Genomic DNA, 24,305 nt, shown 5'->3' on the forward strand with positions numbered 1-24,305 from the left:
ATGAAAAAGTTAGTACTCATTGTTTTAATGATAGTTTGCGTAACGGGATTTGCTAACGCACAGGAAAAATTTAATGGTATTGATGTTAACCTTGGTAATTTATACCGGATGTCGGATGCTAAAACGAGGTCTATAAGTCCTGAAAACTTTAATGGCGAAAAAGGAAAAGGAGGTATGGCAACAACAGGTACCGGTGCAGGGGCTTCAAAAGAATTAGGGCAAACCTGGAAAGTAAGCCCCAGTGTGGTGATCAAAAAACATACAACATATACCATTGCCGAAATAGATGGCTCGGGTGCTATTCAGCATATCTGGATGACACCCACAGGGAACTGGCGCTTCTCCATAATCCGCTTTTACTGGGATGATGAAACCACACCATCGGTAGAAGCACCCGTTGGCGACTTTTTTTGTATGGGATGGGGAAAATATTCGCCGCTGCAATCATTAGCAGTTGTGGTAAATCCAGGCAGCGCTTTTAATTGCTATTGGCCAATGCCGTTCCGAAAAAAATGCCGCATCACAATGGAGAATATTGACGATGCAGACATGGTGCTCTACTACCAGGTTGATTATTCCCTAACCGACGTATCCAGGGATGCAGGGTATTTCCATGCGCAGTTTCGCAGGGTAAATCCACTGCCGCTAAAAAAGGATTATGTTTTGGTTGATGGTATTGTAGGCAAAGGCCAGTACGTGGGCACTTACCTTGCTTATGGGTCCTTAAAAAATGGGTGGTGGGGCGAGGGCGAGATTAAGTTTTTTATGGATGGCGATACCAAATTCCCAACCATTAACGGAACAGGGACAGAAGATTATTTTTGCGGATCATACGATTTTGATACGCATCATAAAAATAAAGCAGGGGTTGAAAGCAGTGAATATACCGAATTTTGCAGCCCTTATACCGGCTTGCCTCAGGTAATAAGGGGAGATGGGCATTATGAAGTAGCCCAGCGTTTTGGCCTTTACCGCTGGCACATTACTGATCCTATCCGTTTTGACAAGGATCTTAAAGTAACTATACAAGACCTTGGCTGGCATGCTGACGGGCGTTATATGCCTTTGCAGGATGATATTGCATCAGTAGTTTATTGGTACCAAAGTGATCCGCACGGCGCTTTCCCTGTATTCCCGTCAAAAGATCAGTTAGAGGTAAACTGATCTTTATTTAGCTGTTTAAGACGTCAGCGGAATTATGTTATTTATTACAATAGCGTTTTAAAGCATCAACCGCATCTTTTGATCCCAATGCAAGCGCATTGTTTAAATCGGCGCAACCACCGGCTTTATCGCCCTGGCTTTCTTTGTAAAGGCCGCGGCTTAACCAGCTGTCGTAATTCTTTTTATTCAATTCGATGGCTGTATTAAAATCCCTTGATGCGCCGGCGTAGTCTTTTAAATTGACTTTGGCTTTTGCACGTAAAATATAATTATTCTCGTTTTTAGGGCTTAGTTTAATGCCATGATTAAAATCGCTTTGCATACCTGAGGTATCCGGCAAATAGCTTTCAGCCAGGCCACGGTAGGCATAGGTTTTTATATTATCAGGATTGATGAGTAAAACACTGATGTAATCATAAACAGCGCCCTCATAATTTTTTTGGATCATTTTGATATTAGCACGAAAGAAATAGGCTTCATCATTATTCTGATCCCGCTCTATGGCCTTATCAATATCTGCCTCGGCACCCACATAATCCTTAAGGCCTAATTTTGTGTTAGCACGGCCGCTGTAAGCAACAGAAATGGCGTTGGTATCAAGCGCCATCGCTTTATTATATTCTGCAATGGCCCCTTTGGTATCGCCCAATCCGTTCATTGCTTCACCGCGGGCAACTAAAAGTTTTCCGTCTTTATTATTAGGGGTGATCGCTTTGTTTAACAAGGTTAGGGCTTCTGTATAATTTTTATCATCTATCAGTACCTTGCTTAAGCGTAAATAAGCCTGTTGGTTTTTTGGATCAATTTCTATTTGTTTTCTGTAATCGGCAATAGCACCATCTTTATCGCCTATCCTGCTTTTGGATACTCCACGATACTGGTAAGCATCAGCATTCCCCGGGAATACTTCTATAGCCTTAGTAAAGTCGGCTATGGCGCCGTTATAATCAACCAATGCTATTTTTACCATCCCCCTGCCAAAAAAGGCATCGGTGTTTTTAGGATTATTTTTAATGGCCGAGTTAAAATCAGCCATCGCACCTGTGGTATCCTGCAAAGCTGTTTTGGCCTTAGCACGGGTAACATACGCGTAGCCATCGGCATTATTACCAAAGCTTACCGCGTTGTTGGCATCGGCTAATGCACCCTGGTAATCTTTAGTGGAGATTTTCAGGTCGGCACGGTTTTGAAAAGCTTCGGAAAACTGTGGTTTAAGCTCAATAGCTTTATTATAATCGTCCATAGCTGCCTGCTTGTCATCAAGCTTGCTTTTAGCTATACCACGGTATAAATAAAGTTCGGCGTTTGTAGGGTCAAGTGCTATGGCTTTATCAAAATAAACAATAGCTTCTTTAACATCGTTTGTATTGCTTATTGCTTTGGCCAGGTAATAATAAAGGTTTGGCAACTTAGGGTTCATGTTGATGGCTTTTTTATAGTCTTCAATGGCTCCCTTATAGTCCTTTAAATTGGTTTTCATATTGCCCCGGTAAAATACAGCTTCTGCATTACGCGGGTTCATCCTGATGGTTGTATTGTAATCAGCTATAGCACCATCATAATCAGCAATGGTTCCTTTTGAATTTGCACGGTAATAATAAACATCAGCGTTGGCCGGGTTTAATTTTATAGCCATATCATAATCAAGTATGGCACCCTTATTATCGTTCAGATTAGTTTTGGCAACGCCCCTGTATTCATACAATTCGGCATTGCCGGGAGTTATTCCAATTGCAAGGTTAAAATCTTCAATTGCGCCTGTATAATCAGCTGAGTTTACTTTGGCATTAGCGCGGTAATGATAAATATCGGCATTTCGCAAGCCTAAACTAATTGCCTTGGTATAGTCATCAATAGCATTTTTGTAAGCTTTTATATTACTGTTGGCATTGGCTCGATAGTAAAACGCATTGGCATTACCCGGATCAAAGCTTACAACCTTGGTAAAATCAGCAACTGCAGCAGTATAATCATTAATGTTACTGTTAGCGTTACCCCTGTATAGGTAAGCTTTAACATTATTACTGTTTAACTGGATAGATTTAGTAAAATCAACTACTGCACCCTTATAGTTTTTTTGTGCCGATTTCTCGTTACCCATTTTAAGGTATTCATCAGCAGTTTGAGCAAAGGCCAGGTATGGTAAAAAAGAAATTATAATTAATAGTCTTTTCATAATTTTAATAATATCAATTATTGGCAATAAATAAGCCAAATATTTTGAATAATTTAAACACTTGCTTCAATAAATTTTACACAATACCAATTTACACTACCAAGATAGATAAAACCAGTGTAATTTAAATTTATGGCCTAAAATCTATTAAAAAGCACTTTATGTTTCTGTAAAAACAATGGTTTGCCTAATACGCAAATTATAGGCTTATGGTTATTAATTAAAAAACAGGGGATAATAATCCCCAATATGTTTATTTAAATCAGTTGTGTTTGTAATGATCAACTACTATTAACTACCTAAGTTAAGATAGGGTTACGTAGGGTTTATTAAATGATTAATACCTGTGAAGGAGTGAAAATACTTTGTTAAACCTTCAAGTTTTAAATAACAATTAGGGAGATAATGAGTTATCTTAAATACATTGTTGAACGAGTGTAAATTTAATAATCAATTTACATGTTTAAACATCTATTTATTTACCTTTGTATCAATAAAACAATCAAAAATTAAAAAAATCATGGCAATAGCAACAAAATGGTCAATTGACCCAATGCACTCAGAAGTTCAGTTTAAGGTAAAACACCTTGTTATATCAACCGTAAGCGGCTTTTTCAAAAGCTTTGAAGGTTCGTTAGAAACTGAAAGCGAAGACTTTGATGGCGCAAGTATTTCATTTTCATTAAATATTGATAGCATAGATACCAATCAATCACAAAGGGACGAACATTTAAAATCGGCTGAGTTTTTTGACGCAGCTCAATACCCTACAATTGATTTCAAATCAACATCGTTCACAAAAACAGGTGATGATGAATTTGAATTAGTTGGTGATCTTACTGTTAAAGGCATAACTAAATCTGTTAAGTTAGCTGCTGAATATGGTGGCCAAACAAACGATTTTTACGGAAATACCAAAGCTGGCTTTGAAGTTACCGGTAAAATTAACCGTAAAGAGTTTGGTTTAACCTGGGATGGTGTAACCGAAGCAGGCTCGATAGTAGTAGGTGAGGATATTAAATTGCTTATCAACGTACAGTTTGCAAAACAAGCTTAATTTGCCGGCCGGGGCATTATTCCGGTCATTTAACGCCATATAACAATATAAATAGGTAAAACCATTCTTTAAACAGGATGGTTTTATTTTTTAATGGCACTTGCCTCGTATATTTGTATTACATCATGCTTATTAAAATCTACTCTGAAAATCCAAATCCAAAAGCCATAGAACAAGTAGTACAGGTACTGCGCAAAGGAGGGCTCATTATTTATCCTACTGATACTGTATATGGTTTAGGTTGTGACATTACCAATCATAAAGCTATCGAAGCCATCTGCAAGATCAGAAACATCAAACCCGAAAAGGCTAACTTTTCCTTTATCTGTTATGATCTGAGCCATATATCAGATTATATAAAACCTATAGATAATACTACTTTCAGGGTTTTGAAAAAGGCATTGCCTGGGCCGTTCACCTTTATTTTTAATGCCAATCATAATGTGCCCAAGCTGTTAAGCTCCAACAAAAAAACAGTTGGTATAAGGGTGCCCGATAATGATATAGCACGAGAAATTGTTAAAATGCTGGGTAACCCTATCCTTTCGACATCTATAAAGGACGACGACGAAATAATAGAATATTCTACCGACCCGGAACTGATCCACGAAAAGTATGAGAACTTAGTTGACCTGGTGATAGATGGCGGTTATGGCGATAACGTAGCCTCGACGGTTGTCGACTGTACAAATGGCGACTTTGAGGTTATCCGTGAGGGTAAAGGGGAATTGGATCTGTATTTATAAATAGAAGAGCGTCGCCCTTTACCCGATTTTTTACTACGGCCTGATTGACTTTACAAAAGCAGGTATTTTCTCTAAATAATTTTTGGTTCCTAAAAGTTTTACAAATGCGCTGCCTACAATGGCCCCTTGTGCATATTCGCAGGCTTTGTTGAACGATTGATTGTCAGAGATTCCGAAGCCTATTATTGCCGGGTTTTTTAGCTGCATGGCTTTTATGCGCTTGTAATAATCTTCAATATTAAGCGATACCTGTAAATTGCCACCTGTAATTGAGGATGATGAAAGCAGGTAAATAAAACTGTTGCTTAACTCATCAATCTTACGGATCCTATCCTCAGATGTTTGCGGGGTAACCAGGAATATATTGCTCAGGTTATTATAAATAAAGTATTTGGCGTACAACGTTTCGTATTCGTACATAGGCAGGTCAGGTACTATAACACCATCCACACCAACCTCGGCAGCCTTTTTACAAAACCTTTCAACACCATATTGTACCATTGGGTTAACATAGCCCATTAATAATATGGGGATGGTTATACGCTTGCGCAGATCCTTTAACTGCTCAAATAATACATTAAGGTTCATCCCGTTTTCTAATGCCACTTCTGAGCTATGCTGAATGGTTGGCCCATCAGCAACAGGATCAGAGTAGGGGAAACCAACTTCTAAAAAGTCAACACCTGCTTTTTCTAATGCCTCGGCAATGTTAAGTGTATTATTAAGCTCAGGGTACCCTGCGGTGAAATAGATAGATAATAAATTATCCTTTTTTGTATTAAAAAGCTGGTTTAAACGGTTCATTTGTTGTTTGTTTGCCGTGATTGTTAAACCACGGTTTTAACTGTATAATTATATTAATTTAAATAGGGTGGTATTTAAACCTCCCGATAATTAAAAGCCGAAATACTTGATATAGGTATCTAAATCCTTATCGCCACGGCCCGAAATACAGATCACCACATTATCATTTGGCTTAAACTTCATATAGTCCAGGTAGGCCAGTGCATGGGCAGTTTCAATAGCTGGGATAATACCTTCTAACTGCGAACATAACAGGCCTGCCTGCAATGCTTCATCATCAGTAATACTTACATATTGAGCACGCTGAATTTTATATAAATGTGCATGCTGCGGCCCAATACCCGGATAATCCAACCCGGCCGAAATTGAATAGGGTTCAACTACCTGCCCGTCTGCTGTTTGCATTAAAATGGTACGGCTGCCGTGTAAAACACCTTCGCGGCCAAGTGCGGTTGTTGCTGCCGAATGTCCGGTATCAACTCCTTTGCCTGCTGCTTCAACAGCAATTAGTTTAACATCTTCATCATCTAAAAAATGATAGAACATACCCATCGCATTACTGCCGCCGCCAACACAGGCCATTACATATTCAGGTAGTTCTTTACCGGTTTGCTCCAATAATTGCTTTTTAGTTTCGAACGAGATAATAGATTGAAATTTAGCTACCATATCCGGGTAAGGATACGGGCCAACTACCGAACCGATGATGTAATGGGTATCAACCGGATTGCCAATCCAGTCGCGCATGGCTTCGTTGGTAGCATCCTTTAGCGTTTTACTGCCTGAAGTAGCCGGAACAACCTTTGCACCCAGCATTTTCATGCGCGATACGTTGGGTGCCTGGCGGGCCATATCAACTTCGCCCATGTAAACAATACATTCAATCCCCATAAGCGCGCAAACGGTGGCCGTGGCAACGCCATGCTGACCTGCTCCGGTTTCGGCTATAATGCGTTTTTTACCCAGGCGTTTTGCCAAAAGTATTTGGCCAATGGCATTGTTTATTTTGTGCGACCCGGTATGGTTCAGATCCTCGCGCTTAAAAAATATGTTAGCCCCGTATTTTTCCGAATATCTTTTAGCATGATATAGGGGCGAAGGCCGGCCCACATAATCCTTCAATAACTGGTTAAACTCAGCTATAAAATCAGGATCGCTTATAATAGATAAATATTGCAGGCGTAATTCTTCAACGTTAGGATAAAGCATTTCGGGAATATATGCCCCGCCAAAATCTCCGTAATATCCTTGTTCATTAACTCCGTAGTTCATTAGTTTTCTTGTTTAATGATGTCAAATGCTTTTTGTAGTGTATTAATATCCTTAATCCCTGCCGATACCTCAAACTTGCTGTTCAGGTCTACACCGTAAAATTTAGGATGATCAATTTTTTTTACTTCGTCTATATTATCAAGGCTAAGGCCGCCACTTAAAAGGAATGGCACATCCAAAGTGTATTTATCAAGTATGCGCCAGTCGAACGTTTTGCCCGAGCCGCCATGCACCTCTGTTTTGGTATCGAACAGGAATAGATCTACTTTTTTTTTGTAAGCATCTAGCTGATTAAAATCAAAATCAGCATTAAGGCCAAATGCTTTTATCACAATGGCCTTTTCTCTAAGGGCTTTGCAAAAGTTTGGCTGCTCATTACCATGTAGTTGTACAAAATCAAAGTTGTACTTATCAATCAGCTTGCTGATGTTCTCGGCCGTTTCATCCACAAAAATTGCTGTTTTATTGATGTGTGAAGGGATGGCCTCCAATGTTTCAGCCTGCAAATCATCAACAAACCTTGGCGATTTGCTGTAAAATATAAATCCCATATAATCTGGCTCTAAAGCAGCAACAGCTTTAATATTTTCCGGGTCGAATAAGCCGCAAACCTTTATTCTCATGTTAATTAGCTATTAAGGTTTCAAAGCTTTTTAATGCTTTTTTGCCTGATAGGGCAGTTTCAGCCTCGTAGAAACAATCAGCAAAGCTTTTTTCGGTATTTATTGTTTTAATGGCCAGGGCTGCATTGCATAAAACCACGTTGTTTTGTGCTTCGGTTGCTTCGCCTTTTAAAACACTTATAAAAATATCCGCAGATTCTTTGATGCTGTTACCACCCAATATCTGGTTTGGGTTAAGTTTTTCAAAGCCTAATGCTTCAATGCTGTTTATCTTTTCGCCTTCGGCAGAAAATGTTTTGAAATCGCAGGTTAATGAAACTTCATCATAACCTTCCAGCGCATTTACTATGGTGTATTTGGTGGTTGATTTTTGATATAGATAAGCATAAACACGGGCAAGCTCTAAATTAAACACCCCCACCAATTGATTTTTTGGTTTTGCCGGATTCACTAACGGCCCTAACATGTTAAAAAATGTTTTTACCCCAAGCTCCCTGCGGATAGGGGCAACTGTTTTCATGGCTGGATGAAAAAGCGGTGCGTGTAAAAAGCAGATATTAGCTTTTTCAATATTGTTTTTCAGGGTATCTGCATCATTTGTAAAAGTGCTGCCCAGGTATTCCATCACGTTTGATGACCCGCAGCCTGATGAAACACCGTAGTTACCGTGTTTAGCTACTTTATAGCCTGCACCGGCAACAACAAACGATGCTAAGGTTGATATATTGAAAGTATCCTTACCATCGCCGCCTGTACCACAAAGGTCAATAACATTGTCAGTTTCCAGATCGATAGGCAGGCAAAGCTCCAACATGGCATCACGGAAACCCTCCAGCTCACTAACTGTAATGCTGCGCATGCAATAGGCCGTCATAAAGGCTGCCATTTGCGAGTTATTGTATTTTCCCTGTGCAATAGCGGTCAAAATTTCTTTTGATTGCTCGCGGGTAAATGTTTTGTGTTCAAAAAGGTGATTTAAAATCTTTTTCATGTCGGGATATAAAAAAAGGGTTACCAAATATGGCAACCCTTCTGAATATTTTGAAAAAACAAAAATGGAATTGCCTTACGATCTCTCGTTAAGCCACCACCAATTGTTGTTTAATGTTCTCATTATTATTTTATGGTACAAATATGGAAATACTTTTTTCTAAAAGCAAGCAGAATGATATTTTTACAAAAGCATAACGCTTATATCATCTTATTATGAACATACATCAACGTAAAATAAACCCAGAAGATGATTTGGGCTTTGGCCCGCAGCCGGTTATCAAAAACCAGCCGTTGATGAATAAAGATGGATCGCCCAATGTAAAGCGGGTTGGTTTGCCATTTTTTAATACTGCCAATAACTATCATACCCTTATTACCATGAGCTGGGGCAAGTTTTGGTTGTTGGTAGTTAGCTGCTATATGACTATTAACGTGGTGTTTGCTTTTATTTATATGTCATTTGGGCCGAACAGTCTTGATGGTACTTCGGGCAATACGCACTTCAGTCATTTTATGGATGCCTTTTTCTTTTCGGCACAAACCATATCAACAGTGGGGTATGGGCACATCAGCCCGAAGGGTATGGGAACAAACAGTGTAGCGGCATTGGAATCCATGATGGGCTTACTGGCATTTGCGCTTGCAACAGGTTTATTATATGGTCGCTTTTCAAGGCCTTCGGCACAAATAATATTCAGTAAAAACATATTGGTAGCTCCTTATTTAGAAAACGGCCGGGGTGTAATGTTCAGGCTGGCAAATTTACGGAGGAACATGCTGATAGATTTGGAAATTGAGATTATTTTTTCCTATAATGAAACGGTGGATGGTAAAACTACCAGGCGTTTTTATCCGCTGGAGGTAGAACGCAGCAAAGTAAGTGTACTTACCTTAAACTGGACAATTGTACACCCGCTTGATGCTAACAGCCCGCTTTCGGGTATGAGCAAGGAGGATTTAATAGCATCAGAAGCTGGCTTTGCTATATTACTGCGTGCTTTTGACGATACGTTTTCGCAAACGGTCCATTCACGTACGCAGTACCAGGCACATGAAATTTTATGGGGGGCCAAATTTACTCCAGTTTTTGACCGTGATGAAACTGGCCGCATTGTATTGGATTTAAGTAAGATCAGTGATAATGTACCTTTTGAGTTATCAAAAATAGGGGATGGAGTTTAACCTTACTTTAATAATGAGTTACGCTCTTTAGCCATTACGTTATAAACCAGTTTATCCAATAACTTAGGGAAAAATTTACTGAGCAAAACGGTTAGTTTTCCTTGCCCGGTCATAATCAGGGTGCGTTTTCTTTTCTCAACACCGTTAACAATTATCTTTGCCACCTCGGTTGAGGTCATCATTTTTTCTTCGTGCAAAGTACTTTCACGTTGTTCATTTCCATCTTTATCTAAAGCAGTATTACGGATGTTTGATGCGGTAAAGCCCGGGCAGGCTGTTAATATATGAACGCCAGTTTTTAAATTTTCAACCCGTAACGAATCTAAAAAACCATTCATCGCAAATTTTGATGCTGAGTATCCTGAACGGCCAGGTAAGCCTTTATAACCGGCAATTGACGAAACGCCTACTATGCTGCCCTGTGTTTTCAATATTTCGGGCATTGCATATTTAGTACAATATACTGTACCCCAAAAGTTTACATCCATTACTGATTTTAAAACATTAACATCAGCATCATTAAACAATGCCCGCATAGAGATGCCCGCATTATTCACCAATATATCAACCCTGTCAAAAGTAACTAACGCTTGTTTAATTAAAAGCTCGCAATCTGCCTCAATGGTAACATCACACTGAACTGCTACTGCTTTAATACCGTATTGCTGTTCAAGCTGCTGGGTTATAGTACACAGGTTAACAAAATGCCTTGCACCTAAAACAAGGTTTGCACCGCGTTTAGCAAATTCTTCGGCTAATGATTTGCCGATACCTGAAGATGCACCTGTTATAACTACGATTTTATCATTTAACTTCATACGTTGAAGGGAATAGCTGTGGTAGGCCCTCAACCTTAATTTCAGGCACCCTTAGTAAATATTTTGCGGCGAATATAAACATAGCGCCATAAAAATACTTAATATAAGTCCAGCTAAATTTGGAAGCCCTAAGTATCCCGTAGTTAATGATATATGTTTTTGGAAAGTAGTAATTTTTAAAACCAGCAAGCCTTATTCTGTATGACAGGTCAATATCATAACCATATTTAAAGAACCGATCATCAAACATTCCTGATTCATTCAAAACCGATCTGCGCAGCAGCATACATGCGCCATTTAATATGTCGACCTCGGCTATCTGAAATTCCTCTACCCAATCTTTCCTGTTCCTGTCCTGTAAGCGGGTTTTTGAAAGATGTTTTGCAAAGCCGATAAACTTAAAAAATGATGACCATTGTGTGGTTAAACCATGAATAGACTCGGTAAGGAAACGCCCTTGCGGGCTTAGCATCCTGATGCCCAAACCTCCAGCTTCCGTATGCTGATCCATAAAGGCAGTCATCTTTTGTATCGAATCTTTGACGCTTATTGTATCCGCACTGACCAGTAAAATATACTCGCCAATTGATTGTGCTATTGCCTGGTTATTTGCCTTCGCAATGCCCACATCCGTAAGGTTGGCAATCAGCTTTGCCTGGGGGAAATCACTGCCTATCATTGCAATAGAATTATCAGTAGATGCATTATCTACTATAAATAACTCATATTCAATGCCTTTACAAGCATTAATTAAAGAGTTTAGTGCTTGTTTTAGTAATATACAAGCGTTGTTGTTGACAATAATAACGGATAGCTTCATACCTACTTTGACAGTGAATTTATATACGGAACACGTGTAGCGATAGACCGTCCTAAGGTTATTTCGTCCACATACTCCAATTCACCACCAAAAGCTATGCCACGGGCTATAGTTGAGATAGTTATATCAAAAGATTTTAAGCGTTTATGTAAGTAAAACAGGGTAGTATCGCCTTCCATTGTGGCGCTGAGGGCAAAAATTATTTCTTTAACGTCATCGTCTTTTAAGCGATCAATTAATGAGTCAACTTCAAGGTCTGACGGGCCGACGCCATCCATTGGCGATATTAGGCCACCTAACACATGGTACACGCCGTTATACTGATCTGTATTTTCAATCGCCATTACATCGCGTGTATCTTCAACCACACAAATGGTGCTGTGATCCCGTTTGGGAGCAGCGCAGATCTGGCATACCGGGTGATCGGAAATATTGAGGCAGATACGGCAAAACTGGATCTCGTTACGCAGCTTGCTGATGGTAACGCTGAATTTTTCTACATCACTTTTATCCTGGTTAAGTAAATGCAATACCAGGCGTAAAGCAGTTTTTTGACCTACACCCGGCAATTTTGAAAATTCGGCAACGGCATCCTCCAGTAACTTTGATGAAAAGTTCATTGTGCGAAGATAATGAATAGTAGCAAAAATCAGGGATATTGAAAGTCCTAAAATTAAGTCCCGGTAATATTAAGAGTTAACAATACTTGTAATTTGCAACAATTATAATCAACTTTAAAAATCATCGGACCTTCGGACTTAACCGACTTCCGGACTAAAAGAAAAACATGTCTCCCGGAGTATTACTAACATTTATAATAGGCTATTTTTTGGTGCTGATGATCATATCATGGTTAACCTCCAGAAAATCCGCCGATAATGATACTTTCTTTGTAGCTAACCGCAATTCAAAATGGTACCTGGTAGCTTTTGGAATGATTGGTACAGCGCTTAGCGGGGTAACCTTTATCTCGGTACCGGGCAAAGTTGGCGCAGTAACCGGCGATCAGTTTGAGTACTTTCAGTTTGTGTTGGGTAATGCCGCCGGGTTTATAATTATAGCAACAGTTTTACTGCCGCTTTATTACCGCTTGAAACTCACCTCGATATATAGTTATATTGAAGGTGCACTGGGGGCATGGAGTTATAAAACAGCAGCCGGTATATTTTTAATCAGCCGGGTTATCGGTTCATCTTTCAGGCTTTACCTGGTAGTAATTGTGCTGCAAAAATTTATTTTTGATAGCTATCATGTACCCTTTGCTATAACGGGTTTAATCTGTTTAGTGCTGATATGGTCATACACCTTTAAAGGCGGTTTAAAAACAATTATAATTACCGATAGCTTGCAGACTCTTTTTTTAGTATCATCTGTATTCCTGTCTATTTATTTTATTTGCCACAGCCTTAATTATAATATTTTTGAAGCTGCCGAAGCCATAAAGAACAGCAGCTACTCCAAGGTTTTCTTCTTTAATGATTTTATGAGTAGCAAGTTTCATTTCAGCAAGGCATTTATAGGTGGCTTATTCCTTACCGTAGCCATGACCGGGCTTGATCAGGACCTGATGCAGAAAAACCTGAGCCTGAAAAATATCCGCGAAGCAAAAAAGAACATGTTCAGCTTTACGGCTGTTTTTGTGGTGATCAATATCTTTTTTTTAAGTGTAGGTGCGTTACTTTACCTGTATGCCGCCAAATACGGCATCAAAGTAGAAAAGACCGACTACCTTTATCCAACCATAGCGCTTAAATATTTGGGATTAGTGCCAGCTATGGTGTTTATGCTTGGGTTAACGGCTGCAACCTTTGCAACAACAGATTCTGCTTTAACAGCCTTAACCACTTCTTTTTGTGTTGACTTTTTAGGGTTCAACAAAAAGAAGGATGCTAACTCAAAAAAAATGGTGAGCACCCGGCATTATGTACATATTGCATTTTCGGGCCTAATGTTTTTAACCATTATCATTTTTAATTCAATTAATGATGGGGCAGTGGTTAGCGCTATATTCAAGGTGGCATCTTATACCTACGGGCCATTATTAGGCTTATATTCTTTCGGATTATTTGCAGGTAACAGGCAGGTGATGGATAAGCTGGTACCCTTTATCTGCCTCATATCCCCGGCCATATGCTATTATTTAAGTGCCCACTCGGCGGCATTAATGGGCGGGTATGTTTTTGATAACGAATTAATACTGGTGAATGGGCTGATTACCTTTTTTGGTTTGCTGGTTACTTCGAAATCTAAAACAAAATTGGCAACATTGTAATTATATACTACTTTATACGAGATCATGACAGGTGAAGAAAAAATAAGACAGGCATTTGAGAACAAGAACTGGCAGGAAATTAAGGTAACAGACTCATGGCAGATATTTAAAATAATGGCCGAATTTGTTGACGGCTTTGAGAAGTTAGCCAAGATAGGCCCATGTGTTTCCATCTTTGGTTCGGCACGTACCAAAAACGATAATAAGTATTATAAACTTGCCGAGGACGCTGCTCGATTGCTTACAGAACGTGGATATGGCGTTATATCAGGCGGTGGGCCCGGTATTATGGAAGCAGCCAATAAAGGAGCCTATGAGGCCGGTGGTAAATCAGTAGGTTTAAACATTGAGCTGCCTTTTGAGCAGTTTCATAACCGCTACATTGACAGGGATAAAATCCTTGAGTTCGATTACTTTTTTATCCGCAAGGTAATGTTCATGAAATACTCGCAGGGGTTTATTATCCTGCCGGGTGGTTTTGGTACAATGGACGAATCGTTTGAAGCTATTACGCTGATACAAACCGGGAAAATAGCCCGTTTCCCAATTGTTTTTGTTGGCGTTGATTACTGGAAAGGTTTATTTAACTGGGTTGAAGAAAAAATGCTGGAACAGGAGCATAACATTCACCCTGACGACCTGATGCTTTACCGCGTTGTTGATACTGCCGAAGAAGCCGCAGAGCATATATTCCGTTTTTATGATAAGTATGTGCTTAAGCCAAACTTTTAAGCAATTCATTTATATAAAAAGAGCGGCCAGTTTTAAACTGACCGCTCTTTTTTTGTTAGATGGCTTTTTATTTATTTACTCCCGGCTTTTGAACTACCCGCTTTTTGCGCAGCAGCATAACCATCCGGATTATTCGCCATATCAACCATGTTGGTTACTTCGTCAAGCAGTTTTTCGGGGGTGCCCGCGTAGCCGATGTATTTAAAGCGGATATTTCCGGTTTTGTCAATAATAAATTTGGTTGGTATACCGGTTACTTCGTAAGCACTTACCACTTTAGCCTGCCTGCCTTCGCCATTTTTTTCGTCCATTAAAACATGGAAAGTGTATTTATTATCGGCAATGAATTTCTTAACCCCATCAAGGTAACTATCACCATTTTCCCAGGTATCAACAAATAAAAACTTAACGTTAGGATCATCCTTGTATTTATTAACCGCTAACTGCATACCAGGAAAGGATGCTTTGCAGGGGCCGCACCAGGTAGCCCAAAAATCAACAATAACAACTTTTCCTTTTAAATCTTTTAATGATACTATGTTACCATCTAAATCTTTCAAAGCAAACTCGGGAGCAGCCTTGTTGATCATAGTTTTAGCCAGTTCTTCTCTTGCTTTAAGCTTGGCGTTGTTCTCCAAAGCTGCGTAATAAGTATCATAGCCGTTTTCGCTGCCTTTGGTTTTAACGTAAGCCTTTTTCAGGTCTTCTTTTATTGTTGCGGTACCTTGCCCGGCCTTAATGGCAATCTCGCTATATTCTTTTACTTTATCATAATGGCCTAAACCAGCTAATATCATTATATAATGCTCATAAATTTCACCATCTATGGTTTTGGAATGGTCAAGAACAGGTTGTTCGTATTTTAATGCTTCAGCAAATTTATTTTCCTTAATCAGGATATAGGCATAGGTATCAGCATACATATCGTAGCTCATCTCGTTGTTCTTTTTAACCTGCGATGCTGAACTGTAGGGTGCTCCAACCGGGTTGCTTATCTTTTCACTTAAAATATCTAATGATTGTTTGGATAGTTTTTCGGCATCATCCAAATGTTCATCCTTTTCTGCCCAATGATAAGCTGTATTATTTAAGCTCATGGCCAGGTTTGATTTATCTTTTACCTGACTGGCATACTTGTTATAATTAGCAATATCGCCTTTGGTTAAATAGGCAGCTGCCAACTGCAATCTGAAATTTTCCTGTATAGGGTTTTTATCCGTTTTATTTTCAGGGTATTTTGTGATATAAACATTGTAGATAGAATCTTTTTTAGCCAGATCTTTTTCGCGGGAAAAGGACGTGCCTAATTCATTTTTAACGGCAATTCCATCGGGGAATTTGCTTTTGATAATGGTATTTAATGAATCGGCTCCCTTTACATTTTTGCTCATCCATAACAAGCTGGATGCTAATATCAGGTCCTTTTCATCGTTGCTTTTTTCGAGCGTGCCGATTTTTTCATTTACGGTGGCTTTATACTCAGGGGTACGGCTCAACATCATGTAGTAAGCCGACTGGTATTCTTTTTCGCTTTGCGGATATAGCTCAAATTCCTTTTTATAAAGCGCTATGCTTTCGGGTACATCGGTTTTTGTTTTCGCAAAATAGGCACCCATTCCGCTGGATAGCAGGTAGGCTTTAGCAGCATAAGCACCCTCAACAGGCTTTTTGTCTTTATAAACTAAATATATGTAACCTTCTTTGTTGTTATTATCAACTTGCTCATCGGCACTTATTTTAATAAAAAATGCTTTAGCTGTAGCTGGTACGGCTATTTCGCCGTTTAATAATTTACCGCTTGTTTTAAGGCTTATGTCAGCAACCGGAAAATCTTTGTTATCTAAATAATAAACTGCTGCTGCAATATCTTTTTTCCCTTCAACTGCAGTTCCCGCAGGATCATAAGTAAATGTGATTTTTTCGCCGGGTGCCGGGTAAGGGGCTGATAATTTAAGATGAGACTCCGTCTGCGCCTTTGCAATAGTATGGATTGCCAGCAATGCCGGCAGCACCATTAGCATTTTTAAATTTTTCATTGTGCGGTTGTTTTTAAAGGTTAAAGAACTGTATTTATAAATTGATAAACACAATAAGGTTAGGTAGTTGCAGGTCAGTATCTATTGCAACTAATAGTTTAGTTAAAGTTACTAATTGTTTATTTATCTCCAAATTATTATGTGAAAATGTTACATTATATTTTTTATTTTGCAGGCTATGCACAAACCCAAAAAGCAGGCAGCGCTGGGCTTTATTTTTGCCACTTTATTAATTGATGTAATAGGGCTCGGGATAATTATCCCGGTTATCCCTAAGCTGATAGAACACCTTATAAAAGGTGATATTAGCGATGCATCCAGCTATGCGGGCTGGCTTACGGCTGCTTATGCAGGTATGCAGTTTCTTTTTGCTCCTTTAATCGGTAACCTGAGCGATAAATTTGGCCGCAGGCCTGTATTGCTTTTTTCCCTGCTGGGTTTTAGTGTTGATTATTTGTTTTCGGCATTTGCACCCACCATTTGGTGGTTGTTTGTTGGGCGCATCATAGCGGGTATAACCGGGGCCAGCTTTACTACGGCCTCAGCCTATATTGCTGACATTAGCGAACCTGAAAAACGGGCGCAAAATTTCGGGATGATCGGGGTAGCCTTTGGTGTAGGTTTTATAATAGGCCCGGTATTGGGTGGTATACTGGGTAAGTATGATGTTCATTATCCTTTTATAGCAGCAGCCGGCCTGGCATTTATTAACGCAGCTTACGGTTACTTTATTCTGCCGGAATCATTGCCGGTTGAAAACCGCAGACCGCTTGACCTTAAAAGAGCAAATCCGTTTGGATCCGTAATCCAGTTAAAAAAATATAAATCAGTTATTGGTTTGGCTGCCTCCTTATTCCTGGTATATTTTGCGGCACAGGCCGTGCAAAGTGTGTGGACTTTTTACACGATGGATAAATTTCACTGGAACGAAGACTGGGTTGGCTATTCGTTAGGTTTTGTAGGATTGATGGTAGCTATTGTACAGGGCGGATTGATCAGGGTGATACTGCCTAAATTAGGACCCGAACGAAGTATTTGGGTAGGCCTGCTTTTATATGCCGGCGGATTACTGCTTTTCGCTTTTGCCTCAAAGGGATGGATGATGTTTGCCTTCCTGGTTCCGTATTGTTTGGGTGGCATAGCTGGCCCTGCTATACAGGGTTATATGAGCAACAGCGTACCTGCTAATGAACAGGGCGAACTGCAAGGCAGCTTAACCAGTTTAATGAGCATCAGTTCCATATTTGGGCCGCTGGTAATGACGGAGTCTTTTTACTATTTCACCAAGCCTAATTCACTGTTTCAATTTCCGGGTGCACCTTTTGTTATTGGTGCTTTGCTGATGCTTTTAAGTGCTTTACTTGCTGTACGCAGCTTTAAGAAAAATATAATTCCGGCTGTTTAAAACATTTAGCGCCCATCTTTTATTTAAATTTTGAATGGACAAGGAACCTAAACACAAAAAAGCTGCGCTGGGATTTATATTTATAACCATTTTTATTGATGTATTGGGTTTGGGTATCATTATCCCGGTGATGCCTAAATTACTGCAAACCTTAGGGCATATCAATATCAGTGTAGCCTCACAATACAGCGGCTGGTTAACTTTTGTATACGCCTCCATGCAATTGGTATTTGCATCGGTATTGGGTAACCTGAGCGACAGGTACGGCCGCCGCCCGGTTTTGCTGATCTCTTTATTTGGCTTTAGTATTGATTATATGTTTATGGCCTTTGCGCCAACTATAGCCTGGTTATTTGTGGGCAGGTTTATTGCAGGTATATCCGGCGCAAGCAATGCCACCGCCACAGCTTACATTGCCGATGTTAGTACCGGTGACAAAAGGGCGGCTAACTTTGGTTTGGTAGGGGCAGCTTCGGGCTTTGGCTTTATTATAGGGATTGCCTTAGGGGCCTATTTAGGAGCCATCAATATAAAAATACCTTTTATGGCGGCGGCAGGGCTTGCTTTTGCAAATGGCTTATACGGCTTATTTGTTTTACCCGAATCTTTGACCCTTAAAAACCGCAGGAGATTTGAGTGGAAACGTGCTAATCCATTAGGTGCCTTGTTGCGGGTTTTTACCAAACAACCTGCATTAGCCGGCTTATTGGGTGCTATCACCTTGGTATATATCGGCCAGAAAGCGGTGGAGTACCTGTTATCCTTCTTCCTGTTTGAAAAATTTAACTGGACATTGAGCAGTGTAGGTACCCTCGGTATTTTTATAGGAGTGCTTTTAGTGGGGATACAAGGCGGTTTAATACGTTATACCATCCCCAAATTTGGGCAGCAAAAAAATATCATAGCAGGGCTGATATTTTATGCCATAGGCTTAACGCTGATAGCTTTTGCAAACCAAGGCTGGATGATGTACCTGTTTATGATCCCTTATTGTTTGGGCGGCATATCTGGCCCGGCTTTACAGGCCCTTGTTACAGGCAAGGTAGCGCCGAATGAGCAAGGGGAGTTACAGGGAGCCATCACCATCATCAGCAGTTTAAGTGTAATTATAGGGCCGCTAATTTTCAGCTATATATTTTCCTACTTTACCCATAAAAATTCGTTGGTTTATTTCCCGGGGGCGGCATATCTTTTGGCGGCAGCTTTAATGCTGATCAGTACATTTTTTGCCGTGCGAAGCTTTAAACGGATCTGATCAATGTAAACCGCTTACCCCGCCCGAGATCACGAACTTCATCATGTCGGCAGCGCTTTTGTCTATCGGTTTTACCTTGTCTGCCGATACAATTACCACCTGCCCGGCAAAAGAGTAGGACAGGGGGAAGTAAACCGCGACCTCGCCCGGCAGGTTTAAAGCCGAAAGATCTTTCTGAACCATGAAGCCTATTTTTTTTAGTCCAAATTCATTGATCTCCACCAATACAGGCTCATTGAATTTCTTTTCCTCACCCACAAAGGCTTCGGTAAGATCTTTAATGGATGAATACAGGAATTTGAACAACGGCAACCTGTTGAGCCATCGGTTAAACCAGCGTTTAATAGGATCGGTAACTACGTTGGTAACCAGTATACCCGCTATCAGGATAACTACAATAACGTTAACAATACCCAGGCCCGGTATGTAAATAGGCTTCCCGGCTTTATCAGTCCATATCTCGGCACTCAGGTTCAGTGCGTTATCAATACTGCGTACCGCCCAAAATATCAGCAAAAAGGCAGCACCTAAAGGCACTACGATCAGTAGCCCCTTTACAAAATAATTTAATAATGCCCTGAATATCCTTTTCATCTTGCTATTGCCTTCAATTCAAAAGTACATTCTTTTAGATTGGTAAAAAAAATTAAATAAAAGACCATTTTTAGAATTAAAAAGAACTTATGACCTATATTTCCTTTTCGCTTTAAGTTTCTCCCTCTGTTGCATAGTTAAATCAATATCCATTTCAACATTCAGCAGGTAAGTTTTATAGAATGTTTCAATGTTTGGGTAACCAAGCTTTTGTACTTCAGTATCATATTCTCTGTTAAGATGACTATTTGTTTTAGATAATAGAATTGCCTGCTTAATATCTTCAATCGCTCCCTCAATATCGCCTATTTTACTTTTTGATAGATGCCTGCCGAAAAATATATTTGAATCTTTTGGTGAATTACTGATTGCTTTTGTAAAAGCTTCAATAGCTTCAAAATCATAATCAAGCTTTTGTAAAATAAATGCTTGTGGGCTTAAAGCCCTGTTTAATCCTCCATTTATTGCTATATCATAATATTTAAGAGCTTCTTCCATATTCTCTTCCAATTCAAGTTTCCGGGCAGTTTCAAACGTGTCATATCCTTCTAACAATAATATAGCTTCGGAGCTTTCTTCCTTGCGACCTGCTGAAAATAGCTGTTTGAAAAAATTCACCATGGGAGTTATTTATTTTGAATTGTCTGAATATTATTTAAAAGCTATAACTTAAAACGAAACATATCCAAATTAATCCTTAATACAGCAGGCGCGTTTAAGGTTGAGGTTACATATAATATAATACTTGGAATGCAAAAATTTAGTTAATTATTTAGTGATTATCTCTTTTACAACGTAGGTGACAGTGAAGCTAAAAGGTAGCAATTCGTCGATTCCATAAACATTTGTTCCGTAGTCCATCCAGTCAACATCCGTTTTGTTTTTAAATGAAGTTCTAATCCCTGTAATCTCAAAATGTTTATCGGTAAAATGAAATTTGTCGCCGATGTTTAGTGACGTAGTGTATTCATCGTCATTGCTTTTTTTGACATTAACTTTCAATGACTCTAATTCAAACATATAGTTTATTCGGTTGCCATTTTCTTCAACTAATTGTATCCGTGTAACTATGCCATTGTATTGTTCTAAAAATCTCTTATTATCCATTGTTTTCTGTTGATTTTTTAATGCTAAGTATAAAGTTAATTAAAAGCTCTATCCCCAACCCATTCTTGTATTTAAAGTATAGATTTCTTTTATTGAAAATTATAGATCTTAATGAAGACAAAAATCTATCCTACCACAACCTTCTACTCATAAAAATACACCCTTTTTACCCTTTGCGATACATTGGTCAAAATCTCGTAGGGGATAGTGCCAATCTGTATGGCAAGTTCTTCAATGCGGTGCTGGTCGTTAAATATAATCACTTCATCGCCTTCCTGTGCGTCGGTGCCGCTTACATCAATCATACACATATCCATAGTGATATTGCCAACGGTTGGCGCCATAACACCCCTAACCATCATTTTACCTTTGCCGTTACCAAAGGCACGTAAATATCCATCGGCATAGCCAATGCGTACGGTGGCTATTTTACCGTCTTTAACCAGGCTGCCGCTGCGGCTGTAACTGATGGTTTCGTTAGCTTTAACCTTTTTTACCTGGGCTATGCTGGTTTTTAAACTGGCTATGGGCTGCAGTCCGGTATCATCAGCTGTTGCCAGATCTACCCCGTATAAGCCTATGCCCAGCCTTACCATATCATAATGGGCATTTGGCCAGCGTGTAATGCCCGATGTATTACAGATGTGCCTGGTTACCTTATAGCCCAAGGTTTTCTCTACCTGTTTAAATGCTTTTTCAAAATTGGCTATCTGTTTTAAAGTAAAGTCATCATGCTGTTTAGCCTCGCTGGCTACCAGGTGCGAGAATATAGACTGCACGTGCACATACCGGTTTCTCTCCAACAGGTCGCACAGGGTTTCTATCTCAAAATCTTCAAAACCCAGGCGGTGCATACCCGTATCAATTTTAAGGTGAACAGGGTAGTTGAGCACATTTTTGGCCTGTGCATATTTTATAAAATCGTCAAACAGGCCAAAACTGTAAATAACAGGTTCCAGTTTATACTCGGTTAATTTATCAAACGCCGATGCCTCGGGGTTTAAGATCATGATGGGCAGGGTGATGCCGGTATTGCGCAGGGCAACACCTTCGTCAATATAGGCTACGGCCAAATAGTCTACCTTGTTGTATTGTAAGATGTTAGCCACCTCAAAAGTGCCGCTACCGTACGAGAATGCTTTTACCATTGCCATCACTTTAACCCCAGGTTTTAATTTTGAACGGTAAAAATTAAGGTTATTGAGCAGCGCATTAAGGTTTATCTCCATTACCGTTTCGTGGGCCTTTTGCACCAGTACGCGGCTGATGCGTTCAAACTCAAAGCTGCGCGAACCTTTTATCAGGATGGTTTCTTCCTTAAAATTAAGGGCCCGCAGGTGTTGCAGCATTATGGAGGTATCCGGGTAAAAGTATTTTTCGGCTACCTCAAAGTAGTCCTGGTATTTATTTAAGGCTTCGCCCACACCGATAAACTTATCCACCTTTTTTATGCGGATCATATCGGCCACCTGTTGATACAAAACATCGGGTTGCAAGCCAGACTGGAATATATCCGACAGGATCAAGGTCTTTTTGTTATGCTGATTTTGCTGATTTAAAAAGTTGAGTGCTATCTCTAACGACTGAATATCTGAATTGTATGAATCATCAATAACCGAACAATCATTGACGCCTGTTTTAAGCTCCAGGCGCATGCTTACGGCACTTAACCGCTCTATCCGTTTATCAGCTTCGGCAGGGCTGTAGCCCATTGCCAGCATAAATGCCCAGCAAACTATAGCATTCTCGATAGATGCTTCATCCAAAAAGGGGATAAGGCACTCAATCTCGTTGCCTTTATATTTGGCTCTTAAATAAAAGTTTTTGGAGATCACCGTTTCGCTGAACACGTACAGATCAGCCTGCTTGAATTTTGTACTCCAGGTAAAACAGTTTTTAACCGCAATTTCGTCTTGCAGGTCTATAAGCTCGTCGTAATTATGTATAAGCAGCCGACAATTTTTAAACAGCGTAAGTTTTTCGGCTACTTTTTGTCTGCGGTTTTTAAAGCCCTCATCGTGTGCGGGGCCAATATGGGTAAGCACGCCGATGGTGGGCTTTATAATAGCCTCCAGCTTACTCATTTCGCCAACGGTAGAGATCCCTGCTTCAAATATGCCCAGATCGTTTTGCTCGCTGATCTGCCATACAGAAAGGGGTACCCCAATTTGTGAGTTATAACTTTTTGGGTTGCGAACTATGTTTTTATCGGCGGCCAATAACTGGTAAAGCCACTCCTTAACAATGGTTTTGCCGTTGCTGCCGGTTATGCCTATTACATCTAAATCAAAACGGCTGCGGTGATAGGCCGCTAAGGTTTGCAATGCCTCAAGTACATCCTCAACAATTAAAAAATTAGCTTCGGGTACCTTTATTTCGGGGCCTTGCTTTACTACAAAGTTACGTACGCCTGCGGCATAGGCTTCGGCAATAAACTCATGGCCGTTCCTTCGGCCGCTTAGGGCGAAAAACAGGGCTTCTGTTGGGTTATTTATACGGCGGCTATCAGTTAACAGGGTACTGATGGGTTGATCCTTTACAATTGATCCGCCGGCATTGATGATCTGCTGAATTGATGTTATAGTGTATTGATAGCTGAGCATGGCACGAAATTGCTTATATTTCTGTCAATAGAAGAATTTTTAACGATTTTTGGCTTTTAAATGGATCAACCCAAAGTAAATAAAATAACTGACGAAAAGGTTGCCCTGGCAAAAGCTGAACATTATTGTGCTTACCAGGACCGCTCACAACAGGAGGTTAGGGATAAGCTGTATGAATGGGGGTTATGGACAAGCGCGGTTGAAAATATTATCAGTTTACTGATAAGCGATAATTTTTTAAATGAAGAACGGTTTGCAAAAGCGTATGCCATAGGAAAGTTCAGGCAGAAGGGCTGGGGCAAGATCAAGATAAAACAGGGCCTTAAATTTAAAAAAGTACCCGATGTTTTGATAAAAAAAGCGCTGATGACCATACCCGATGACGACTATTTACAGATGCTGCAAAAGATTTTGACCAAAAAAGCAGCTACTGTAACCGAAAAGGATGCCTACAAACGGAAATATAAGCTGCAATTGTATGCTTTGGGCCGGGGATATGAGAGTGATTTGATTTTATTTGTTTTGAAAGACAGCGACTTATTAAAAAAATGAAAAAAAATACAATCTACCCCTTGCGGAATATGCTTTTCTGTCTATATTTGCACTCCGCAATCGCAAGAGGTACACGGTTAACGAATACCAAAGG

22 protein-coding genes are annotated in these 24,305 nt (G+C 39.9%); 9 read left to right on the forward strand and 13 right to left on the reverse strand.

All coding sequences use genetic code 11. The features are described from left to right. Positions 1-1,164, forward strand: coding sequence for a glycoside hydrolase family 172 protein (locus ACQY4U_RS11785; protein WP_428329610.1), 1,164 nt, complete (start codon positions 1-3; stop codon positions 1,162-1,164). A gap of 37 nt (positions 1,165-1,201) precedes the next feature. On the opposite strand, the gene ACQY4U_RS11790 is transcribed toward ACQY4U_RS11785, so the two are convergent. Beyond that, the gene (locus ACQY4U_RS11790) at positions 1,202-3,340 is read right to left on the reverse strand and encodes a tetratricopeptide repeat protein (RefSeq protein ID WP_428329611.1); all 2,139 of its coding nucleotides are present in this window, start codon (positions 3,338-3,340) and stop codon (positions 1,202-1,204) included. 520 nt (positions 3,341-3,860) lie between these two features. On the opposite strand from ACQY4U_RS11790, the gene ACQY4U_RS11795 reads away from it, so the two are divergent. Then, positions 3,861-4,397 (forward strand): YceI family protein, encoded by a 537-nt coding sequence (locus ACQY4U_RS11795; RefSeq protein ID WP_428329612.1) that lies wholly within the window; start codon positions 3,861-3,863, stop codon positions 4,395-4,397. Positions 4,398-4,522: 125 nt separating this feature from the next. Beyond that, positions 4,523-5,143 (forward strand): L-threonylcarbamoyladenylate synthase, encoded by a 621-nt coding sequence (locus tag ACQY4U_RS11800; RefSeq protein WP_428329613.1) that lies wholly within the window; start codon positions 4,523-4,525, stop codon positions 5,141-5,143. A gap of 33 nt (positions 5,144-5,176) precedes the next feature. Here ACQY4U_RS11800 and trpA read toward each other — a convergent pair whose 3' ends face one another. From trpA to trpD, 4 genes are all read right to left on the reverse strand, one after another. Continuing rightward, complete coding sequence (gene trpA / locus ACQY4U_RS11805; RefSeq protein ID WP_428329614.1) at positions 5,177-5,947, reverse strand: tryptophan synthase subunit alpha; 771 nt, start codon at positions 5,945-5,947, stop codon at positions 5,177-5,179. Positions 5,948-6,037: 90 nt separating this feature from the next. Next, positions 6,038-7,219, reverse strand: coding sequence for a tryptophan synthase subunit beta (gene trpB, locus ACQY4U_RS11810; protein WP_428329615.1), 1,182 nt, complete (start codon positions 7,217-7,219; stop codon positions 6,038-6,040). Next, positions 7,219-7,842: a phosphoribosylanthranilate isomerase gene (locus ACQY4U_RS11815; RefSeq protein ID WP_428329616.1), complete on the reverse strand. Its 624-nt coding sequence runs from the start codon at positions 7,840-7,842 to the stop codon at positions 7,219-7,221. The genes trpB and ACQY4U_RS11815 overlap by 1 nt, the downstream gene beginning before the upstream one ends. 1 nt (position 7,843) lies before the next feature. Next, positions 7,844-8,833: an anthranilate phosphoribosyltransferase gene (gene trpD, locus ACQY4U_RS11820; protein ID WP_428329617.1), complete on the reverse strand. Its 990-nt coding sequence runs from the start codon at positions 8,831-8,833 to the stop codon at positions 7,844-7,846. Between the two features lie 215 nt (positions 8,834-9,048). Between trpD and ACQY4U_RS11825 the strand changes: the two genes are divergently transcribed. Beyond that, complete coding sequence (locus ACQY4U_RS11825; RefSeq protein ID WP_428329618.1) at positions 9,049-10,017, forward strand: ion channel; 969 nt, start codon at positions 9,049-9,051, stop codon at positions 10,015-10,017. Between the two features lie 2 nt (positions 10,018-10,019). Here ACQY4U_RS11825 and ACQY4U_RS11830 read toward each other — a convergent pair whose 3' ends face one another. Genes ACQY4U_RS11830 through recR form a run of 3 tightly spaced genes read right to left on the reverse strand, consistent with a single transcriptional unit; the run spans position 10,020 to position 12,275 of the window. Further along, a complete protein-coding gene (locus ACQY4U_RS11830; protein WP_428329619.1) occupies positions 10,020-10,835 on the reverse strand; it encodes an SDR family oxidoreductase in 816 nt (271 codons plus the stop codon). Continuing rightward, positions 10,822-11,655 (reverse strand): glycosyltransferase family 2 protein, encoded by an 834-nt coding sequence (locus ACQY4U_RS11835; protein WP_428329620.1) that lies wholly within the window; start codon positions 11,653-11,655, stop codon positions 10,822-10,824. The genes ACQY4U_RS11830 and ACQY4U_RS11835 overlap by 14 nt, the downstream gene beginning before the upstream one ends. Before the next feature lie 2 nt (positions 11,656-11,657). Beyond that, positions 11,658-12,275 carry a recombination mediator RecR gene (gene recR / locus ACQY4U_RS11840; protein ID WP_428329621.1) on the reverse strand — a complete coding sequence of 206 codons (618 nt, stop codon included), beginning with the start codon at positions 12,273-12,275 and terminating at the stop codon, positions 11,658-11,660. A 167-nt stretch (positions 12,276-12,442) separates the two neighbouring features. On the opposite strand from recR, the gene ACQY4U_RS11845 reads away from it, so the two are divergent. Both ACQY4U_RS11845 and ACQY4U_RS11850 read left to right on the forward strand, forming a co-directional pair. Then, the gene (locus tag ACQY4U_RS11845; protein WP_428329622.1) at positions 12,443-13,927 is read left to right on the forward strand and encodes a sodium:solute symporter; all 1,485 of its coding nucleotides are present in this window, start codon (positions 12,443-12,445) and stop codon (positions 13,925-13,927) included. A 24-nt stretch (positions 13,928-13,951) separates the two neighbouring features. Continuing rightward, the gene (locus ACQY4U_RS11850; protein WP_428329623.1) at positions 13,952-14,659 is read left to right on the forward strand and encodes a TIGR00730 family Rossman fold protein; all 708 of its coding nucleotides are present in this window, start codon (positions 13,952-13,954) and stop codon (positions 14,657-14,659) included. A gap of 71 nt (positions 14,660-14,730) precedes the next feature. Here ACQY4U_RS11850 and ACQY4U_RS11855 read toward each other — a convergent pair whose 3' ends face one another. Further along, positions 14,731-16,695 (reverse strand): redoxin domain-containing protein, encoded by a 1,965-nt coding sequence (locus ACQY4U_RS11855; protein WP_428329624.1) that lies wholly within the window; start codon positions 16,693-16,695, stop codon positions 14,731-14,733. A 178-nt stretch (positions 16,696-16,873) separates the two neighbouring features. Between ACQY4U_RS11855 and ACQY4U_RS11860 the strand changes: the two genes are divergently transcribed. Then, entirely contained in the window at positions 16,874-18,100 is a 1,227-nt protein-coding gene (locus tag ACQY4U_RS11860) for a TCR/Tet family MFS transporter (protein WP_428329625.1), read from the forward strand. A gap of 34 nt (positions 18,101-18,134) precedes the next feature. Continuing rightward, positions 18,135-19,355, forward strand: a complete 1,221-nt coding sequence (locus ACQY4U_RS11865) for a TCR/Tet family MFS transporter (RefSeq protein ID WP_428329626.1) — start codon at positions 18,135-18,137, stop codon at positions 19,353-19,355. On the opposite strand, the gene ACQY4U_RS11870 is transcribed toward ACQY4U_RS11865, so the two are convergent. The 4 genes from ACQY4U_RS11870 to ACQY4U_RS11885 form a co-directional block, all read right to left on the reverse strand. Next, the gene (locus tag ACQY4U_RS11870) at positions 19,356-19,949 is read right to left on the reverse strand and encodes a DUF502 domain-containing protein (protein WP_428329627.1); all 594 of its coding nucleotides are present in this window, start codon (positions 19,947-19,949) and stop codon (positions 19,356-19,358) included. Positions 19,950-20,036: 87 nt separating this feature from the next. Next, positions 20,037-20,570 (reverse strand): hypothetical protein, encoded by a 534-nt coding sequence (locus ACQY4U_RS11875; RefSeq protein WP_428329628.1) that lies wholly within the window; start codon positions 20,568-20,570, stop codon positions 20,037-20,039. 147 nt (positions 20,571-20,717) lie between these two features. Continuing rightward, positions 20,718-21,056, reverse strand: coding sequence for a hypothetical protein (locus ACQY4U_RS11880; RefSeq protein WP_428329629.1), 339 nt, complete (start codon positions 21,054-21,056; stop codon positions 20,718-20,720). Positions 21,057-21,199: 143 nt separating this feature from the next. Then, entirely contained in the window at positions 21,200-23,659 is a 2,460-nt protein-coding gene (locus ACQY4U_RS11885; protein ID WP_428329630.1) for a bifunctional UDP-N-acetylmuramoyl-tripeptide:D-alanyl-D-alanine ligase/alanine racemase, read from the reverse strand. 60 nt (positions 23,660-23,719) lie between these two features. Between ACQY4U_RS11885 and ACQY4U_RS11890 the strand changes: the two genes are divergently transcribed. Beyond that, entirely contained in the window at positions 23,720-24,211 is a 492-nt protein-coding gene (locus ACQY4U_RS11890; protein WP_428329631.1) for a regulatory protein RecX, read from the forward strand. Positions 24,212-24,305 lie beyond the last annotated feature (94 nt).

Origin of the sequence: Mucilaginibacter sp., assembly GCF_965277465.1 — a bacterium.
Classification (GTDB): Bacteria; Bacteroidota; Bacteroidia; order Sphingobacteriales; family Sphingobacteriaceae; genus Mucilaginibacter.

What these genes read in the sequence shown, in the direction of transcription:
- ACQY4U_RS11835 (WP_428329620.1), bottom strand. Translation starts at nt 11,655, where the DNA reads ATGAAGCTATCCGTTATTATTGTCAACAACAACGCTTGTATATTACTA.
- ACQY4U_RS11885 (WP_428329630.1), bottom strand. Translation starts at nt 23,659, where the DNA reads ATGCTCAGCTATCAATACACTATAACATCAATTCAGCAGATCATCAAT.
- ACQY4U_RS11785 (WP_428329610.1), top strand. Translation starts at nt 1, where the DNA reads ATGAAAAAGTTAGTACTCATTGTTTTAATGATAGTTTGCGTAACGGGA.
- ACQY4U_RS11890 (WP_428329631.1), top strand. Translation starts at nt 23,720, where the DNA reads ATGGATCAACCCAAAGTAAATAAAATAACTGACGAAAAGGTTGCCCTG.
- trpD (WP_428329617.1), bottom strand. Translation starts at nt 8,833, where the DNA reads ATGAAAAAGATTTTAAATCACCTTTTTGAACACAAAACATTTACCCGC.
- ACQY4U_RS11875 (WP_428329628.1), bottom strand. Translation starts at nt 20,570, where the DNA reads ATGGTGAATTTTTTCAAACAGCTATTTTCAGCAGGTCGCAAGGAAGAA.
- ACQY4U_RS11880 (WP_428329629.1), bottom strand. Translation starts at nt 21,056, where the DNA reads ATGGATAATAAGAGATTTTTAGAACAATACAATGGCATAGTTACACGG.
- ACQY4U_RS11830 (WP_428329619.1), bottom strand. Translation starts at nt 10,835, where the DNA reads ATGAAGTTAAATGATAAAATCGTAGTTATAACAGGTGCATCTTCAGGT.
- ACQY4U_RS11790 (WP_428329611.1), bottom strand. Translation starts at nt 3,340, where the DNA reads ATGAAAAGACTATTAATTATAATTTCTTTTTTACCATACCTGGCCTTT.
- ACQY4U_RS11815 (WP_428329616.1), bottom strand. Translation starts at nt 7,842, where the DNA reads ATGAGAATAAAGGTTTGCGGCTTATTCGACCCGGAAAATATTAAAGCT.
- ACQY4U_RS11845 (WP_428329622.1), top strand. Translation starts at nt 12,443, where the DNA reads ATGTCTCCCGGAGTATTACTAACATTTATAATAGGCTATTTTTTGGTG.
- ACQY4U_RS11855 (WP_428329624.1), bottom strand. Translation starts at nt 16,695, where the DNA reads ATGAAAAATTTAAAAATGCTAATGGTGCTGCCGGCATTGCTGGCAATC.
- ACQY4U_RS11860 (WP_428329625.1), top strand. Translation starts at nt 16,874, where the DNA reads ATGCACAAACCCAAAAAGCAGGCAGCGCTGGGCTTTATTTTTGCCACT.
- ACQY4U_RS11850 (WP_428329623.1), top strand. Translation starts at nt 13,952, where the DNA reads ATGACAGGTGAAGAAAAAATAAGACAGGCATTTGAGAACAAGAACTGG.
- ACQY4U_RS11865 (WP_428329626.1), top strand. Translation starts at nt 18,135, where the DNA reads ATGGACAAGGAACCTAAACACAAAAAAGCTGCGCTGGGATTTATATTT.
- ACQY4U_RS11800 (WP_428329613.1), top strand. Translation starts at nt 4,523, where the DNA reads ATGCTTATTAAAATCTACTCTGAAAATCCAAATCCAAAAGCCATAGAA.
- ACQY4U_RS11825 (WP_428329618.1), top strand. Translation starts at nt 9,049, where the DNA reads ATGAACATACATCAACGTAAAATAAACCCAGAAGATGATTTGGGCTTT.
- ACQY4U_RS11795 (WP_428329612.1), top strand. Translation starts at nt 3,861, where the DNA reads ATGGCAATAGCAACAAAATGGTCAATTGACCCAATGCACTCAGAAGTT.
- ACQY4U_RS11870 (WP_428329627.1), bottom strand. Translation starts at nt 19,949, where the DNA reads ATGAAAAGGATATTCAGGGCATTATTAAATTATTTTGTAAAGGGGCTA.
- recR (WP_428329621.1), bottom strand. Translation starts at nt 12,275, where the DNA reads ATGAACTTTTCATCAAAGTTACTGGAGGATGCCGTTGCCGAATTTTCA.
- trpA (WP_428329614.1), bottom strand. Translation starts at nt 5,947, where the DNA reads ATGAACCGTTTAAACCAGCTTTTTAATACAAAAAAGGATAATTTATTA.
- trpB (WP_428329615.1), bottom strand. Translation starts at nt 7,219, where the DNA reads ATGAACTACGGAGTTAATGAACAAGGATATTACGGAGATTTTGGCGGG.